Below are 15,420 nucleotides of genomic sequence, written 5' to 3'. Positions count from 1 at the left end.
CTTTTCTAATTTATGGCTTGATTTAAGTGTAATAGCGTAAGAGACAGTAACTCTATTTTTATAAGATTATATTTTCAACCACAGCAATTCATAATTCTTACATGTATTAACAGAAAAGAAGTTCATCACATTAAACCCATTATTTTCACCATTAATAGTTAATTATTCACTCATCAAAGCTCCATTATATCACCAAAAAACTTACATCAATATTAAACATTTACAAGGTAAAGTAATACAAGGCCTGATTCAGGGGTTTGCAAAAAATATAACAAAACAAAGAAACTAACTTTCAGAAACTATTTTCTGTCCAGAGCTTTTTTGTAAGCTTTTAATACACGTTCTCTGGCAAATGTATGTTCTACAATAGGTTCAGGATAATCAAAATTACTGACCTCCGGCACCCACCTTCTGATGTATTTCAATTCAGGGTCAAATCTTTGTGTCTGCGCAGTCGGATTAAATATTCTGAAATAAGGTGCAGCATCACAACCACTTCCTGCGGCCCATTGCCAGCCGCCATTGTTGGCAGCAAAATCATAGTCAAGCAATTTGTCTGCAAAGTAGGCTTCACCCCATTTCCAGTCAATCAGCAGATGTTTTACCAGAAAACTGGCAGTTATCATTCTTACCCGGTTGTGCATAAATCCTGTTTCATTCAGTTCTCTCATGCCTGCATCCACAATCGGGTAACCTGTCTTTCCCTCACACCATGCCTGAAACTCCGTTTCATTATTCCGCCATACAATCTCATCGTATTCTTTTCTGAATGCTTTTGCATTATTAATATGTGGAAAATGCCACAGAATATTCATATAGAAATCTCTCCATATCAATTCATTTAACCAGATCTGATTCAGAGACAAAGCCTTTTGTACCAGTTTCCTGATGCTAACAGTACCGAACCGCAAATGAACACTCAATCGGCTTGTACCATCTATTGAAGGAATATCTCTTAATTTATCATAGTCCTCAATGGTTTTCTCATCAATACTTTTTTCAGGAAAATTCTTTCCGGTTTCAAAGAAGCCCATATCTTTTAAAGAAGGCAATGGTAGGCTTTCAGTTTTCAGAAAATTATTAAAGTACAGCTCAGTCGGGTACGATTTTATGTAAAAGTCATTTAGCTGGTCTTTCCATTTTTTGCTATAAGGTGTAAATACCGTATAGGGTGTTTTGCTTCCGGTCAGAATTTCATTTTTCTCAAATATCACCTGGTCTTTGTAGGTATAAAAACCAATCCCTTCAGCATTGAGCAGCTCTCCTACTTTTCTATCACGGTCAATGGCATATTTTTCATAATCATGGTTAGTATAGACTTCAGAAATGTCAAATGTTTTCATCAAATCTCTCCAGACCTCAATTGGGTTTCCGTATTTTACCATAATTGACGAACCTATTCCTGCTAATTGCTGACGCAGATTTTTCAGAGTTTTATGAATAAACTCTACACGGGCATCGTGTTTATTGTCTAATTTATCAAGTATCTGGCAGTCAAAAATAAAAACAGGTATTACAGGATAAGTACCCTTGAGCGCATAATAAAGTCCGGCATTGTCTTCTAATCTTAAATCTCTTCTGTACCAGAATATACTCACTTTTTGCTTCATCTCCATTTATTGAACTTTTATCTTCGGTATTAATTTTTTAATCTATATCTTTAAATAAAAACTTTACTTTTAGGTTAATTGTTTGTCTAATTCAAAATCAAACTCTATAAATTTATAAACAACAATGAAAAGAATTTTTGTTAGCCTTTTTTCATTCATTGCCTTGGGTAGTTTTGCTCAGGACACGCCTACCGCTGATGCCATTATTGACAAATATATTACGGCTATCGGTGGAAAAGATGCCATAGCTAAAATTCAGGATATAACTATCAGTAGTACAAGCGAAAGCCAAAGAGGCACTTCTGAAACAGAAGTAAAATATAAATTTCCTGATAAATATGCCATGAATATGTACTTTAATGGGAATCCGGGAATGTCAACAGTATATGATGGAAAGAATTTCCAAAGTAGCGGCGGCTTTGGCGGACGTGGCGGTGGGAATGGCGGCGGAGGAAATGGTGGAGGTGGAGGAAACCGTCCTCAGTTGGAAGGTAACGCAGCTAAAATTCAGGCAATGCGCTCAAGCCCATTTTTTGAAACGATGTATAAAGACTTAGGAATTACAGGTACAGTATTAGGAACAGAGAAAGTAGGCGATAAAGATGCCTATAAAGTAGAGTTCGCTACGGCTGACGGAAGAAAATGGACAGATTATTTTGATGTAGCATCTGGCCTGAAAGTAAAAAACTTTACTTCTAACGAAACACCAAGAGGTAAATTTGAAAGTACCGTTTTGTATGAAAACTACAAGAAATTCAAAGGTACTGATGTATTAATACCTGCAGTTAGCAAAAGAAGCGGCGGACAAATGGGCGAAGTAGTATCAGAAGTACAATCAGTAAAAATCAACAAAGGATTGAAAGATTCTGAATTTGAGATTAAAGAATAAGTGTTCTGAATGATTTATAAGTTAAAGGCAGATAGTTTTTTAGCTATCTGCTTTTTTATACTCATGTCCGTACGGTTATTTTGATTTTAGTATTTCACATATCTTTCAGTAAGCTGCTTATCAATACCCGATTTCAAAGCCTTTTTAGCTTGTCGTGTCAATATCCATTCAAAAAATACCCATCCAAAGCGGCAGGTTGCTTTCGCTTATATCAAACAACCACACCAAAGCATGTCGGCTTTTGAGAAAACCATTTTTTCTAGCCTCTCCATCACAGGCTTATATACAACATAAGTCAGAAGTTAAATTTCATAAATTATCAGAAATTCCGAATGAACTGGTATTTTGAGTGATAAAGCACCTTTGAAAGATAGAAGGAATCATGAATAACTAAAAATACAACAAGGGCATTTTAAATTTCTGCCCTTATATTTGCAGAAAAGTCCTTACATTTTCGTTTATTCGCAAATAAATCATACTTCCAAAACTTTATAGTACCAGATGAAAAAAGCTATTATCATAGCACTCTTACCCTTACAGATAACCATTATTGGATTTATTCTTTTTGGTCAATCAAAAGGTGATTTATCTGGAAAGAATTCTGAAATAAAACCAAAAGAGATTATTACCGGAGCAGACCAGCTATCTTCTTATCTTTCTCTTCTGAAAGGTAAACGCATTGCGATGGTAGTTAATCAGACATCTATTATTGGTAAAAAACCAAGTGTCGATAGTTTGTTAGCCTTGGGTATAAATGTGGTAAAAGTTTTTGGTCCTGAACACGGCTTTCGTGGCAATGCCAGTAATGGTGCAAAAGTAGAAGATAATACAGACCCTAAAACGGGTATCCCTATTATATCACTTTATGGTAAAAACAAAAAACCATCAAAAGAACATCTGGCCGATGTTGATTTAGTAGTGTTTGATATGCAAGATGTAGGCTGTCGTTTTTATACTTATATCAATACTCTTAACCATGTAATGGAAGGCTGTGCTGAAAACAATAAGGAGTTGATAATATTAGACAGACCTAATCCGAATGGCTATATTGTTGATGGCCCAATGTTAGAAGACGATTTGCATTCTGGTATTGGTATGCACCCTATCCCAATTACACATGGTATGACAATGGGAGAGTTTGCCCAGATGATTAATGGCGAAGGGTGGATTCCGAATAAAATAAAGTGTAAACTTACTATCATTAAAGTAGCTAACTACAATCATGATATGTCTTATGAACTTCCTGTTTTTCCATCACCAAATCTAAACTCGCAACAATCTATCCTGCTTTATCCGAGCATCTGTTTATTTGAAGGAACCATTCTTAGCCAGGGTAGAGGTACTTATATTCCGTTTACAGTATTAGGAGCACCGGCCTTAAAAGGTAAATATGAATTTCATTTCAAACCTGTGAGCATACCCGGCATGAGTGAAACGCCTTTACACCAGAACGAAGAATGTTATGGCATAGACCTGAGAAACTATGATACCAGTGAGCTGAGAAAATCCAGAAAACTGAATCTGAAATGGATGATGGATTTATATAAGGCTTATCCTTATAAAGAAAAATTCTTTGACAAAACGCAAAGCAGACAAATGAATGATATTAATCTACTGGCAGGAACAAGGAATTTTAAACAACAGATAATTGATGGCAAGTCAGAAGAAGAAATCCGTAAAAGTTGGGAACCAGGTTTATCTGCCTATAAAACCATGAGAAAGAAATACTTACTATACCCTTAACGCCAAAATATTGAAAGAAATTCTGGAAATATTTGGGATTAGTGGTAAAAGAGAAAAATTACCAGGTGGGCAAGGGCAGTCTTTGAGAGTGGGTGATTTTGTGATAAAACCCATTGAAGAGAAGAACAAATATAGCTGGATTGGTGAAGTTTTCATGTCTGTTTCAAGCCAGAATCTGGCAATAGCTAAACCCATTCGCTCCAAAAATGGCAATTTTGTTGAGAATGGTTATGGAGTTACCCATTACATAGAAGGAGATTTCTTTATTAGCAGAATAGCCGAAAAAGTTAAAGCCTGCATAGAGCTGAATCAGTTGCTTCAAACAGTTGCACAGCCAGCAGATTGGAAGCATTGGTCTTCTCCCTGGCAATTGGCAAACCGGGTAGCATGGGAAGAAGCTGATTTACCAGGAAATACAGATATTCAATCAAGAGAAATCATTGAATCAATCAAAGCCAATTACAAACCTGTTTATTTAACCAGACAATTAATTCATTCAGATTTGGCAGGCAATATTTTGTTTAATGGCTCTACTCCTGTCATTATAGACTTTAGTCCTGAGTTCAGACCTGAAGCTTTTGCCGAAATATTGCTAATCACAGATTCCATAGCCTGGCATCAGGAACCCATTAACAGCCTGTGGACGACAAAACATGTTGACTCATTGGTAAGTCAACTGGCACTAAGGGCCATTGTATTCAGACTTTCTGTTATGATTTTTTTAAAGCCTAAAAACCATGCTTTTTTATTGAAAGAATTTAAAAACTTTCAGCCTCTGTTAAACGTATTGAAGTAATAGATTGTCTAACTTAGTACAATAAACGCAATTAACAATTTTCACTAAAAACTTAAAGCTATGAAAAATTTAGTATTCGCCATAAGTATTTTATCATGCAGCATGCTTGGTTGTGTAGGCACACAAACAACCACCACTTCTACCCAGAAACCTGCTGATGCCATGAATACATCTATGAAACTCAACGGTAGTTGGGAACTGGCAGATATTCCGGGTGCCAGAGTATCCGTATCAGGTATGTACCCTAACAAAAAGCCCATTATAACTTTCGATGTTGACGACAATAAATTTGCGGGTAATACCAGTTGCAATAATTTCAGTGGATTACTGGTAGTTTATGGCAATAAAATAAATCTCAATAAATCTATGGCCATGACAAAAATGGCTTGTCAGGGCGAAGGTGAATCAACTTTTGTAGATTTGCTAAAAAAAATAGATACGTTTTCTATTAATGCTGATAATTCGCTAAGCCTTAACTCAGGTGGTGCCGAAACATTAAGACTGGTAAAAGTTATTAAGCAATAATTTCTATACCATCCTTTAATCCGAAATACCTGTAAGTACATTGCCCTTATCAAACGCAAAGTTTTTGGTGAGTATTACTTGTACTTTCGAACGGTTGTTCTTATCAATTGTAAAGTCTATTTTCTCTTTTCCGTCAATATACCCTGATATTTTCTGGGTATTACTTGCTATTTCTGATGGAATAGCATATTTGCTTGAGTAAATGATTTTACCTTGTGTATCAATGTAGTACAAATTATTTTTTTGAATCACAGCAGCCATTCCCTGATCAAATGCGCTGGCTTTATCAAACATGGCAGGAATAAACTCTTTGCCATCACTGTTAATAAATCCATATTTATTGTTGATTTTAAAAGCCGCGATATTATCTTTGAAATCATCTAATAGATCATATTTAGCCGAAACAACTTCTCTACCATTACGGTCAATGATGCCATATTTATCACCTTTCATCATTACAGCTACACCATTTTCATAGCTACTAATATTCTGATAAATTGCCTCAACAATCATGTTATCCTTTTGGTCTATTACTCCGCTAAGCTCTCCGATTTTTACTGTCGCTAAACCTTCATGATACGAACTGGCTATATCATATTTGCAAGGAATTACTTCATTCCCATCTTGGTCAATATAACCAAACTTACCGTTGTTCATCACAACTGCATAGTTCTCTGAGAAAGGTAACGAGAACTCATATTTAAAATCAATCACCAATTTGCCATTGGTATCAATATATCCGTTTTTACCATTTTTAATTACAACGGCTTTGCCATTCGTAAAGCCCATACCAAAATCATATTGGGGCGCAATAACCACTTTTCCCTCTTTGTCAATAAAGCCGTATTTGCCATGAATACTTACTAAGGCGTATCCCTCAGAAAAAGGTTCGCAGCTATCAAAAATTAACGAAGAAAGCAAACTACCATCTTTACGAATAAAACTATATTTTTCTTTTTCTCTTACAATGGCCAGTCCATCCTCAAAATTTAAGGCCATATCATATTGGCAAGGAATTTGTAAAAAGCCTTGACGGTCAATAAAACCATATTTTCCTCCGATATTTACACGTGCCATATTATCGAAAAAATACAGCCCAATAGTTTCGTTTGAGAAAATAAAGGATGTAGTTTTTGATTCTTGTCCTTTTAGAGAATAAGAAAATAGTATAATTAAGCTAAATAGAATGGGTGATAAATTAGTAGTCTTCATAAGTATCGGCATGGTTATATTTCAATTTGTCCAAACATTATGCCAATTAAATCTATTATAGCATTATAATATATTTATCTTTGGCTAACGATACAAAATATACTATGCCTGTAAAAGTGCTCCTTGCCGACGACCATGAAATTTTGCTGGAAAGTCTTGCTACCTCAATTAATGCCAGTAGCGAGATAGAAGTGGTGAGTACTGCTACCAATGGAGAAGAGGTATTAAAAAAATTAGATATATATGAAGTAGATGTTTTGGTTTGCGATATGCAAATGCCCATCATGGATGGCATAACAACTGTATTGCAGGTGAGACAATCTTTCCCAGAGGTCAGAATTCTTATGTTGACCATGTTAGAAGACAATATACCTATCAGAAGTGCCATTCAGGCAGGAGCATCCGGCTATATACTAAAGAAGTCAAAAAAAGCAGAATTAGAAAAGGCTATTCTCGCAGTGGCATCAGGAAAAAAATACTTTAATGAAGAATTGCTTGCTTCTCTGACACACGAAGAAGAGTATAATGCCGTAGACTATCAGCATCAGAGCCTTACAGAAAGAGAACTGGAGGTTTTAATTCTGATAGCAGAGGAATATTCAAGTCAGCAAATTGCCAATAAGCTTTTTATCAGCCTTAATACAGTTGAGAGCCATCGCAAGAATATTTTTCGCAAACTCAATATCAAAAATCTTGCAGGTATCATCAAGTATGCCCTTCAACACAAACTGATTCAATAATCAACTCTCATAAACCATATCTAATGGTACCGATATAATAAATTCTGTACCTTTATTATTCGAATCAATAAAAAATTCGCCTCCTATATCTTCCAGACGGCTTTGAATATTTTTCAGTCCCATCCCTCTCTCTATGTTCTTTTTTAATCCCTTTCCATTATCACTTACTTTGAGCCATAGTATTCTGCCTTTCTCAAAAATCGAAACATGAGCTTCTGTCGCATACGAATGCTTAATTATATTTTGAGTAAGTTCCAAACAAATAGCATAAATATTTAATTCTATATTTTTTCTATGACGATTCAATTCCTCAGCTATTAATGAAAAATGAATTTTCTGACTATTATTTAATTTCTTAATCAGCCTCTCCAATGCCATTTTCAAGCCTTCTTTCTCCAATTCTTCAGGCAATAAATTGTGCGATAAGATTCTTACCTCTGCATATGCATTCTCTGTCATATCTAATATACCTGCATATATTTTCTTTTCCCGTTCAGATAAATTCTCTGTATTAATATTATCTAATGAAATATTAATAGCAGTTAATAAGCTCCCAATATTATCATGCAAATCAGCAGCCATGCGTTTACGCTCAAGTGTTTGTCCTTTTTGCATCGCTTCTTTTATTGCATCGTACGCCTGTTGCAATGCAATAGTTCTTTCATTCACCTTTTCCTCCAGACCTGAATTCAAGACCTCAATCTCATTTTTCTGTTTTTCAACAATTGTATTTTTTATATGTAGAAGTCGATAATAATACCATAGAACCGCTACCATAATCAGCAATATACTGATACTAATTATCATGTAGTTTCTTAGTTTTTTCTGTTCCTTATTTAGATTTTCTTCTTGTTCTATTTTGGCATTCAATTCAGCATCTTCAATTGTCTTTCTAAGAAAAGACATCTCTAAAGCGTTTGCTTTATTAAAACTTCTCTCTTTGGATTCTATATATTTTTCATAATAAACTAATGCTCTATCCGATTGATTCTTTGCTTTATAACTCAGATACAACAACTCGTTAGCGTTTATAATAATTCTTAGTGCCAAAGCATTGGCAGGCACATTAAGCGACTTCAGAGCAAATTCAATACACTTATCGTAATTTTTAGCCTGATGAAATATTTTCGATGTAAGAAAATAAGCCTCACATAAACTAAAATAATCGTTACTGTTTTCAAAAAACTGCCTCGATGCTCTTACATATTGTTCTGCTTTTTCGGGCTGATTTAGTTCTAAAAAAATACTTGCTAATTCGTTATATATATACATTTCTAAGGCACGAGATTTTATTTTGCCGGCACTTGACAAAGCCATAAGCAAATTTTCTTTTGCCGCTTCATTTTGCCCACTTACACTTAGTGTTCTTGCCAGATCTATCTGATAATCTATTAATTCTTCTGTTGGATAATTTTTAGATTTTTTCAAGAAATCAATGGCCTGAATATTTTGTCTAATGGAGTTGTCATGGTCTCCCAATGTTCTGAGATTTAAAGCATAATAGAGATGTAACCTTGCATGATAATATTCAAGCCCTTCTACACCTACCGAATCTGCATACCTTAATCCATCTACGCAATACTCAAGGCTTTTAGGATAATTATGTGCATCATTCATGGCATCAATCTTATACAATAGCCCATCAAATACAGTAAGGCTGTTATTAGTCTTTTTACCAAGGTTTATCAACAAGTAAGCATACTTTAAAGTAGAGTCTGCATTTTTTAACGGATTGGTATTAAGTCCATAAAGTTTGCACAATTCAAGAACAGCCTTTACTTTGAGAAAATCAGGGGTTTGGGCTGAATAGTAATAACTCTTTAATACATAAAGTAAGCTATCAGAATTGACTTTCTTGTGCGCTAAAGAAGCATTTTTTAATTCAATTACTACATCAGGAAAAGGAGTATTTTGCGGAAAGACAAACGGCAGGTATAGAAAACCCACAAAGAAAGCAGTTACTTTTCTGAGCATCTTTTTTTTCATAGAGCCGAAGCATTCATAAAACAAATATAGTAATATATACGAAAAAAGATATGTAAATAGTCTTATTCTTGCTTATACTATGGTTTCTTACCGTATCTTTGCAAAAAAAATCCTAATAGTGCGATTCGATAACAGAAAAAAATTAGGCATACTTGGTGGCGGGCAATTAGGCAGGATGCTTATTCAGGCCGCTATTGATTTCGACTTAACTATCAAAACCCTTGACCCTGATAGTGATGCTCCTTGTAAATATATTTCCCACGAATTTGTTGTAGGTTCGCTGAACGATTATGATACAGTAATGGCCTTTGCTCAGGATTGTGATATAGTTACAATTGAGATTGAAAATGTGAGTATTGAAGCATTGGAAGCATTAGAAAAACAGGGTAAAGCAGTTTTTCCGCAACCTTCTGTATTGCGCATTATCAAAGACAAACGAGTACAAAAGCAATTCTATCAACAGCAAAATCTACCAACAGCCGAATTTATCCTTACTGATAATCAGGAACATACCCGTAGTTTTGAAAACTTCCTGCCCGCAGTACATAAACTCGGGCAAGGCGGATATGATGGTAAGGGTGTACAGATTTTAAGAAGTGCAGATGATTTCCGTAAAGCCTTCGACCAACCGGGTGTGTTGGAAAAAATGATTGACTTTGAAAAAGAGTTAGCCGTTATAGTAGCCCGCAACCAGGAAGGTGAAACTAAAACTTTTCCGGTAGTAGAAATGGTTTTTCATCCGGAAGCTAATTTGGTAGAGTATCTTTTCAGCCCTGCCAATATTTCGAAAGAAACCGAACAGAAAGCAGATGCAATTGCCATACAAATAGCCAATGCCTTAGGCATTACAGGTTTGCTGGCTGTAGAAATGTTTTTGACTAAAGACGGCCAGATTCTTATTAACGAAGTAGCTCCTCGCCCGCACAATAGCGGACATCAGAGTATCAGGGCTAACGATGTTTCACAGTTTGAACAGCACCTGAGAGCCATACTTAATTTACCTTTAGGCTCTACCAAAGCACATTCAAAAGCAGCAATGGTTAATTTATTAGGTGAAGAAGGATACGCCGGGGAAGCTGTTTATCAGGGTATGGACGAAGTACTTGCCGTTGAGGGTGTTCATCCTTTTCTTTATGGCAAACGCTTTACCAAACCGTTCAGAAAAATGGGACATATTACGATTATTGACCAGAATTTTGAAAAATTAAAAGAAAAAGTCATTTTTGTAAAAGAAAAATTAAAAGTTATAGCCAAAAACTAAGCAATTGAATCCTTAATTACTTGTAAAACAGACGTAAATGGTTGGAATTATTATGGGCAGTTTCTCTGACTGGAAAATCATGGCAGGGGTTGCAGAAATTTTAGATGAATTAGATATTGCTTACGAAAAAGAGGTTGTTTCGGCACATCGTACACCTCAGAAAATGTTTGACTATGCCCTTTCGGCACGTCGTCGTGGTCTGAAAGTAATCATTGCAGGCGCAGGTGGAGCAGCACATCTACCCGGTATGGTAGCCTCAAGTACCACACTTCCGGTGATAGGTGTTCCTATCAAATCAAGCAACTCTATCGATGGCTGGGATTCCGTTTTATCAATTCTTCAGATGCCTACTGGCGTGCCGGTAGCAACAGTTGCCTTAAACGGTGCTAAAAATGCCGGAATTTTAGCCGCAGAAATATTGGGTGTAGGAGATGAAGAAGTTGCCAAAAGATTAAGAACTTATCGGGAGAGTCTGAAAGATTTGGTTGAGGAAATGAATGAAGAATTGAAAAAAAGTATATGAGTATATACAATTAAGTAGGCAATCATTTTGTTAATTATAGCGAAATGATTGTATATTTATGTCAAATACAGTGCTTCTTACGATAAGCTTAGATTAAAGAACTTGTTTTCCTAATATAATTCGTAACTAAATTCCTAATACCATGCAGTTCGAAGACCGCGAACAACGTAATGAACGTCCTAAAGAAGCCTCACGTAACTTACCAATGGCAGTGCTTTTGGTACTGGTGAGTATTATCTGCGCTTTGCTTTACATCGGCTGGAAATATATGTCTGATGATACATCAACTGCCGATGAACTAACTACCGCTCCTGCTGACTCCGTTGCTAATGCCATTAACACACAACCATCTGAAGAGGAACCTGCTCCCGAAACGGAAGAAAAAACTTCTGAGGCTTTACCTGATGTGTCAATGCCAAAAGTAGGAGATAAAAAAACCGATGCTACCAAAACAGAGGCTAAAACTACAGATACCAAAACAAAAGAAGAAAAACCCAAAGAAGAAGAGAAACCTAAAATAGAGATTCCGACCGGTGGTGAAACTTATACACATACCGTCGGCGAAGGAGAAACTTTCTTTGGAATTGCTAATCGTTTCAATGTCAAAAAAGAAACCTTAAAGGCCATGAATCCAAATACCGAAGAAAGCGGTATTAAAGTAGGAGTTACTAAACTGAAGGTAAGAATAAAAGCTATTCATACAGTTGGGCCGGGAGATATTCTTCGGGTGGTAGGCAAGAAATATGGTGTCCCAGTAAATCTGATTATGCAGGCTAATAAAAAGACAAAGAATTTTGCAGAGCGTGGAGAAAAACTGATTATTCCGTATGCACAAAAAGAATAAAAGGAAGAGGGCTTTTCAGCCCTCTTTTGCTATATAGTATTGAAATACTGAAATACTTTTATCAGGTCTGTTTTATCTTTCAGACTCAGATGATTGTCTTTAACAAATTTTTCAATTTCGGGCTTTTTGTCGGCCATCACTTCATATAAATCTCTTTTCCCTGCACTGAATTTTATTACCTCTTTACCCTTGGTAATAAACCATAGTTTCTCTGTATTAATTTTCACATCTTTGCTGCCTATATTAAAGGCCTCTACATAATCAGGTTGATGTATTTTTAATTTACTATATTCAAGCAATTTCACTTTTCCGTCTGCCAGTATCTCAAAAAAGCCCGACTTTACTTTTTCACTATTATCTGTAAATTCCTGAGTACTGATGTAATTCCTATCCACAAAGTCTTGCTTTTTAATAGTAAAACTTCTAATTAAATTACCTGAAATCACTTTTATGCCCTCTTGTGTATTAAATTCAACGTCGTTACCTTTCAGCAATACCCTCATCTGCACATCTGTAACACTATCTAATTTGATAAGCCCTTTTGGTGTAGAAATAGTTCTCGGATAAAACCTTACTGTAGCAACAGACCAATCAGGGTCAAGATAAAAACTACCTTGTATTTCAGTAGTTCGGTTATCGAAGCCATATAGCATCGTTGAATTATGCTGACCAATTTTTACATCACGGGTTAGCGCATCTCGTGTACTCTGCATCATTTCTTTTTGAGCAGAAACACTACCTACAGAAAAGAAGAAAATTAGGTGTAGAAGAAAACAGATTTTCATGTATAATAGCTTTTAGTAAATTTAGAAAATACTATTGATTGAATCTTCACGATTTGTCTAATTGCTACCTATAAAAACTGTTCAATCAGCATTTAAACCATAAAGTTTACAATCAATAGAATAATTGTAAATAATATCAAAATCCAGGCCTGAATAATATCGGCTTTCCGGCTTCTATCGGGTGTAACAATACCCATATTAAGAAATTGAAAGACTAAGCATATTAAACCTAATGCACCTAAAGTTGTGTTTCTTAAAGTGGGTGATGGCATCATACCTGGTAAAATAATAATTCCCAAAAAACTCAGAACAATAATCCATCTGTAAGAATGCTTAGATAAAACTGCCATAATAATATATCAATTTTAATTTTTAAATTTGCTGTACTTTTACTTTGACTCTTCTTTTATCTCTTCAGAATCATTTTCGGTTTTATGATTCACAAATACTTCAACATTTTCTTTATTTGTATCTGACGAATGCAATTCATCTTCTACTATTGACGTATTTTCTTGCACAGACGCTTTTTCTTCACCTTCCACTAACGCATCATTTTGTATTGTTTGTGCAGTTTGTCTGTCTTCATGAATAAAAAAGCTCTTCTGAAAAATCAGGATACTCACCACACCACAAAAAATACAGGCATCGGCAAAATTAAATATAGGAGTTGTATTATATTGCCCACCCAGAAAAGGAATCCAATCTGGATAATTACCATCTAAGCCATAGGTATAAAACATATCAATCACTTGTCCATGAAACCAAGGTGTTGGCGAATCTAACGGAGCATTATTTAACCATACGCCATAGAAAGTACTATCAATTACATTACCAATAGCACCGCCTAACACAGCCGCAATAGACCAAAGCAAACCATTATGTGCATTTTTGCGAGCTAAATAAACCAGATACCAGCAAATACCTATCATGGCACAAAGACGAAAAACAGTCAGAAGTAACTTGCCATATTCGCCGGCAAGCTGCCACCCAAAAGCCATACCTTTGTTTTCAACATAATGCAGTTTGAAAACACCTGGAATTAAATCTATTTCGCCATAGTGGTTAGGGAGTACATCATAATACATCCAAAGCTTAATTCCTTGGTCAATTAAAATCAACGCAATTGTAAGAAATAAATATTTAAATGGAGACTTGCCCTCCAACGAGCCGCTACTTGTAATCATTTATTGTTAAGTTTAATACAACAGCCTTTCATAAGGCAGATATTCTTTTCAAATATATCGTTTGCTTCAATACTTAAACGAAAGCCGACATAAATTTATTAAAAATATTGTAAGTCTTCTATTAAGAAGCCCTCCTTCTCTCTTTTTCTTTCTTAATCAGCAGAAACTCCCGACTACTTTGTCCGGCAATAGAGGTGTTTTCTTCAGCCCGACGAAAAAGATAAGGCATTACCGCCTCAACCGGACCATAAGGTACATATTTAGCCACATTGTAACCCGCATCAGCCAGATTATAAGAAATATTATCGCTCATGCCTAATAACTGTGCAAACCAAATTCGTTCATCACTTATTTTAATTTTTTTCTCTTTCATGAGTTCGGCACATAGCAAACAACTTTCTTCATTATGTGTACCTAAGCAGATAGATAAAACATCCAGATTGTCAATTGAGAAATGAATAGATTTATTGAAGTCTATATCTGTCTCATGTTTAGTTGCATGAATTGGGTCTTTATACTCCAATTCGGCTGCCCGACGCCTTTCTTTCTCAATATAGGCTCCACGCACCAGTTTCGCTCCTACCTTATAATTTTCTTTCCGCGCAACTTCGCAGGCATCTGTCAAGTGTTGCAGGCTCTCCCATCTATACAACTGGAAAGTATTATAAACTATCGTTTTACCGTTAATGTTATATTTTTTCATCATCTCATAACTCAGGTCATCTATCACATCCTGAATCCAAGACTCTTCTGCATCTAAAAAAATCCTGACATCTGCTGCTGCTGCGTGTGCACACAATTTATCTACTCTGTTTTGCACTCGCTTAAAGGCAATCTTCTCTTCATCTGTTAAATCTGCCGGATGCTCTTGTACTTTTTCAAGAAGATCAACTGATCCAATACCTGATACTTTAAAGACAGTAAACGGAATATCTTTTCTTTGCGTAGCAGCTTTATCTATTGTTTTAAGTATTTCATCTGTAGTAGCCTCAAAGTCTTTTTCGTTATCTTCTCCCTCTACTGAATAATCTAAAATTGTACCCACTTTACTTTTTGAAAGGCTTTCAATGGTCTTTTGACAAGTTGCGATACTCTCACCACCACAAAACTGAGCAAATATGGTATTTTTAATCAGTAATTTTATAGGTAATCCTAATTTTATTGCGAGTTTTATAAAAAAAGTTCCTATCTTTACAACCCAGTTTTGATTCATCAACGCAAAAATCAAATAAGTTTTACGAAGCTTGCTGTTTGATTGATGAGCAAAGGCAATAGAAGTATCATCGAAATTTAACGAGCGGTTTTGAATAGCCGTTTTCATT

General features: G+C 35.5%; 15 protein-coding genes. 8 read left to right on the top strand and 7 right to left on the bottom strand.

Going from position 1 to position 15,420, the window contains the following annotated elements; genetic code table 11:
- Nucleotides 1-299 precede the first annotated feature (299 nt).
- On the bottom strand, nt 300-1,610 hold the full coding sequence (locus EWM59_RS02585; RefSeq protein WP_130019512.1) for a cryptochrome/photolyase family protein: 1,311 nt from the start codon (nt 1,608-1,610) through the stop codon (nt 300-302).
- Between the two features lie 124 nt (nt 1,611-1,734).
- Between EWM59_RS02585 and EWM59_RS02580 the strand changes: the two genes are divergently transcribed.
- The 4 genes from EWM59_RS02580 to EWM59_RS02565 all read left to right on the top strand — a co-directional run bounded on the left by EWM59_RS02580 (nt 1,735) and on the right by EWM59_RS02565 (nt 5,563).
- On the top strand, nt 1,735-2,499 hold the full coding sequence (locus tag EWM59_RS02580) for a hypothetical protein (protein WP_130019393.1): 765 nt from the start codon (nt 1,735-1,737) through the stop codon (nt 2,497-2,499).
- A 501-nt stretch (nt 2,500-3,000) separates the two neighbouring features.
- On the top strand, nt 3,001-4,242 hold the full coding sequence (locus EWM59_RS02575; protein WP_130019392.1) for an exo-beta-N-acetylmuramidase NamZ family protein: 1,242 nt from the start codon (nt 3,001-3,003) through the stop codon (nt 4,240-4,242).
- 10 nt (nt 4,243-4,252) lie between these two features.
- A complete protein-coding gene (locus tag EWM59_RS02570) occupies nt 4,253-5,038 on the top strand; it encodes an aminoglycoside phosphotransferase/kinase family protein (protein ID WP_130019391.1) in 786 nt (261 codons plus the stop codon).
- A 60-nt stretch (nt 5,039-5,098) separates the two neighbouring features.
- On the top strand, nt 5,099-5,563 hold the full coding sequence (locus EWM59_RS02565) for an META domain-containing protein (protein WP_130019390.1): 465 nt from the start codon (nt 5,099-5,101) through the stop codon (nt 5,561-5,563).
- 15 nt (nt 5,564-5,578) lie between these two features.
- Here EWM59_RS02565 and EWM59_RS02560 read toward each other — a convergent pair whose 3' ends face one another.
- Entirely contained in the window at nt 5,579-6,775 is a 1,197-nt protein-coding gene (locus tag EWM59_RS02560; protein WP_165372088.1) for a WG repeat-containing protein, read from the bottom strand.
- A gap of 104 nt (nt 6,776-6,879) precedes the next feature.
- Between EWM59_RS02560 and EWM59_RS02555 the strand changes: the two genes are divergently transcribed.
- Nucleotides 6,880-7,515: a response regulator gene (locus EWM59_RS02555; protein ID WP_130019388.1), complete on the top strand. Its 636-nt coding sequence runs from the start codon at nt 6,880-6,882 to the stop codon at nt 7,513-7,515.
- Here the strand turns inward: EWM59_RS02555 and EWM59_RS02550 are convergent, their stop codons facing one another.
- Complete coding sequence (locus EWM59_RS02550) at nt 7,516-9,462, bottom strand: tetratricopeptide repeat-containing sensor histidine kinase (RefSeq protein WP_207219934.1); 1,947 nt, start codon at nt 9,460-9,462, stop codon at nt 7,516-7,518.
- A 118-nt stretch (nt 9,463-9,580) separates the two neighbouring features.
- Here EWM59_RS02550 and EWM59_RS02545 point away from each other — a divergent pair, with 118 nt between their 5' ends.
- The 3 genes from EWM59_RS02545 (at nt 9,581) to EWM59_RS02535 (ending at nt 12,129) form a co-directional block, all read left to right on the top strand.
- Nucleotides 9,581-10,762: a 5-(carboxyamino)imidazole ribonucleotide synthase gene (locus EWM59_RS02545; protein ID WP_130019386.1), complete on the top strand. Its 1,182-nt coding sequence runs from the start codon at nt 9,581-9,583 to the stop codon at nt 10,760-10,762.
- A 37-nt stretch (nt 10,763-10,799) separates the two neighbouring features.
- On the top strand, nt 10,800-11,285 hold the full coding sequence (gene purE / locus EWM59_RS02540; protein WP_130019385.1) for a 5-(carboxyamino)imidazole ribonucleotide mutase: 486 nt from the start codon (nt 10,800-10,802) through the stop codon (nt 11,283-11,285).
- A 142-nt stretch (nt 11,286-11,427) separates the two neighbouring features.
- The gene (locus EWM59_RS02535) at nt 11,428-12,129 is read left to right on the top strand and encodes a LysM peptidoglycan-binding domain-containing protein (RefSeq protein ID WP_130019384.1); all 702 of its coding nucleotides are present in this window, start codon (nt 11,428-11,430) and stop codon (nt 12,127-12,129) included.
- Nucleotides 12,130-12,158: 29 nt separating this feature from the next.
- Here the strand turns inward: EWM59_RS02535 and EWM59_RS02530 are convergent, their stop codons facing one another.
- The 4 genes from EWM59_RS02530 to EWM59_RS02515 all read right to left on the bottom strand — a co-directional run bounded on the left by EWM59_RS02530 (nt 12,159) and on the right by EWM59_RS02515 (nt 15,419).
- Nucleotides 12,159-12,914 (bottom strand): hypothetical protein, encoded by a 756-nt coding sequence (locus EWM59_RS02530; RefSeq protein ID WP_130019383.1) that lies wholly within the window; start codon nt 12,912-12,914, stop codon nt 12,159-12,161.
- 92 nt (nt 12,915-13,006) lie between these two features.
- On the bottom strand, nt 13,007-13,264 hold the full coding sequence (locus EWM59_RS02525; RefSeq protein WP_130019382.1) for a hypothetical protein: 258 nt from the start codon (nt 13,262-13,264) through the stop codon (nt 13,007-13,009).
- A gap of 39 nt (nt 13,265-13,303) precedes the next feature.
- Nucleotides 13,304-14,098 (bottom strand): lipoprotein signal peptidase, encoded by a 795-nt coding sequence (locus tag EWM59_RS02520; protein ID WP_130019381.1) that lies wholly within the window; start codon nt 14,096-14,098, stop codon nt 13,304-13,306.
- 121 nt (nt 14,099-14,219) lie between these two features.
- Complete coding sequence (locus tag EWM59_RS02515) at nt 14,220-15,419, bottom strand: proline dehydrogenase family protein (RefSeq protein WP_130019380.1); 1,200 nt, start codon at nt 15,417-15,419, stop codon at nt 14,220-14,222.
- Between the last annotated feature and the right edge of the window lies 1 nt (nt 15,420).

The organism is Emticicia agri, from assembly GCF_004168285.1.
Classification (GTDB): Bacteria; Bacteroidota; Bacteroidia; order Cytophagales; family Spirosomataceae; genus Emticicia; species Emticicia agri.
This window is presented reverse-complemented; position numbering and strand designations above follow the sequence as displayed.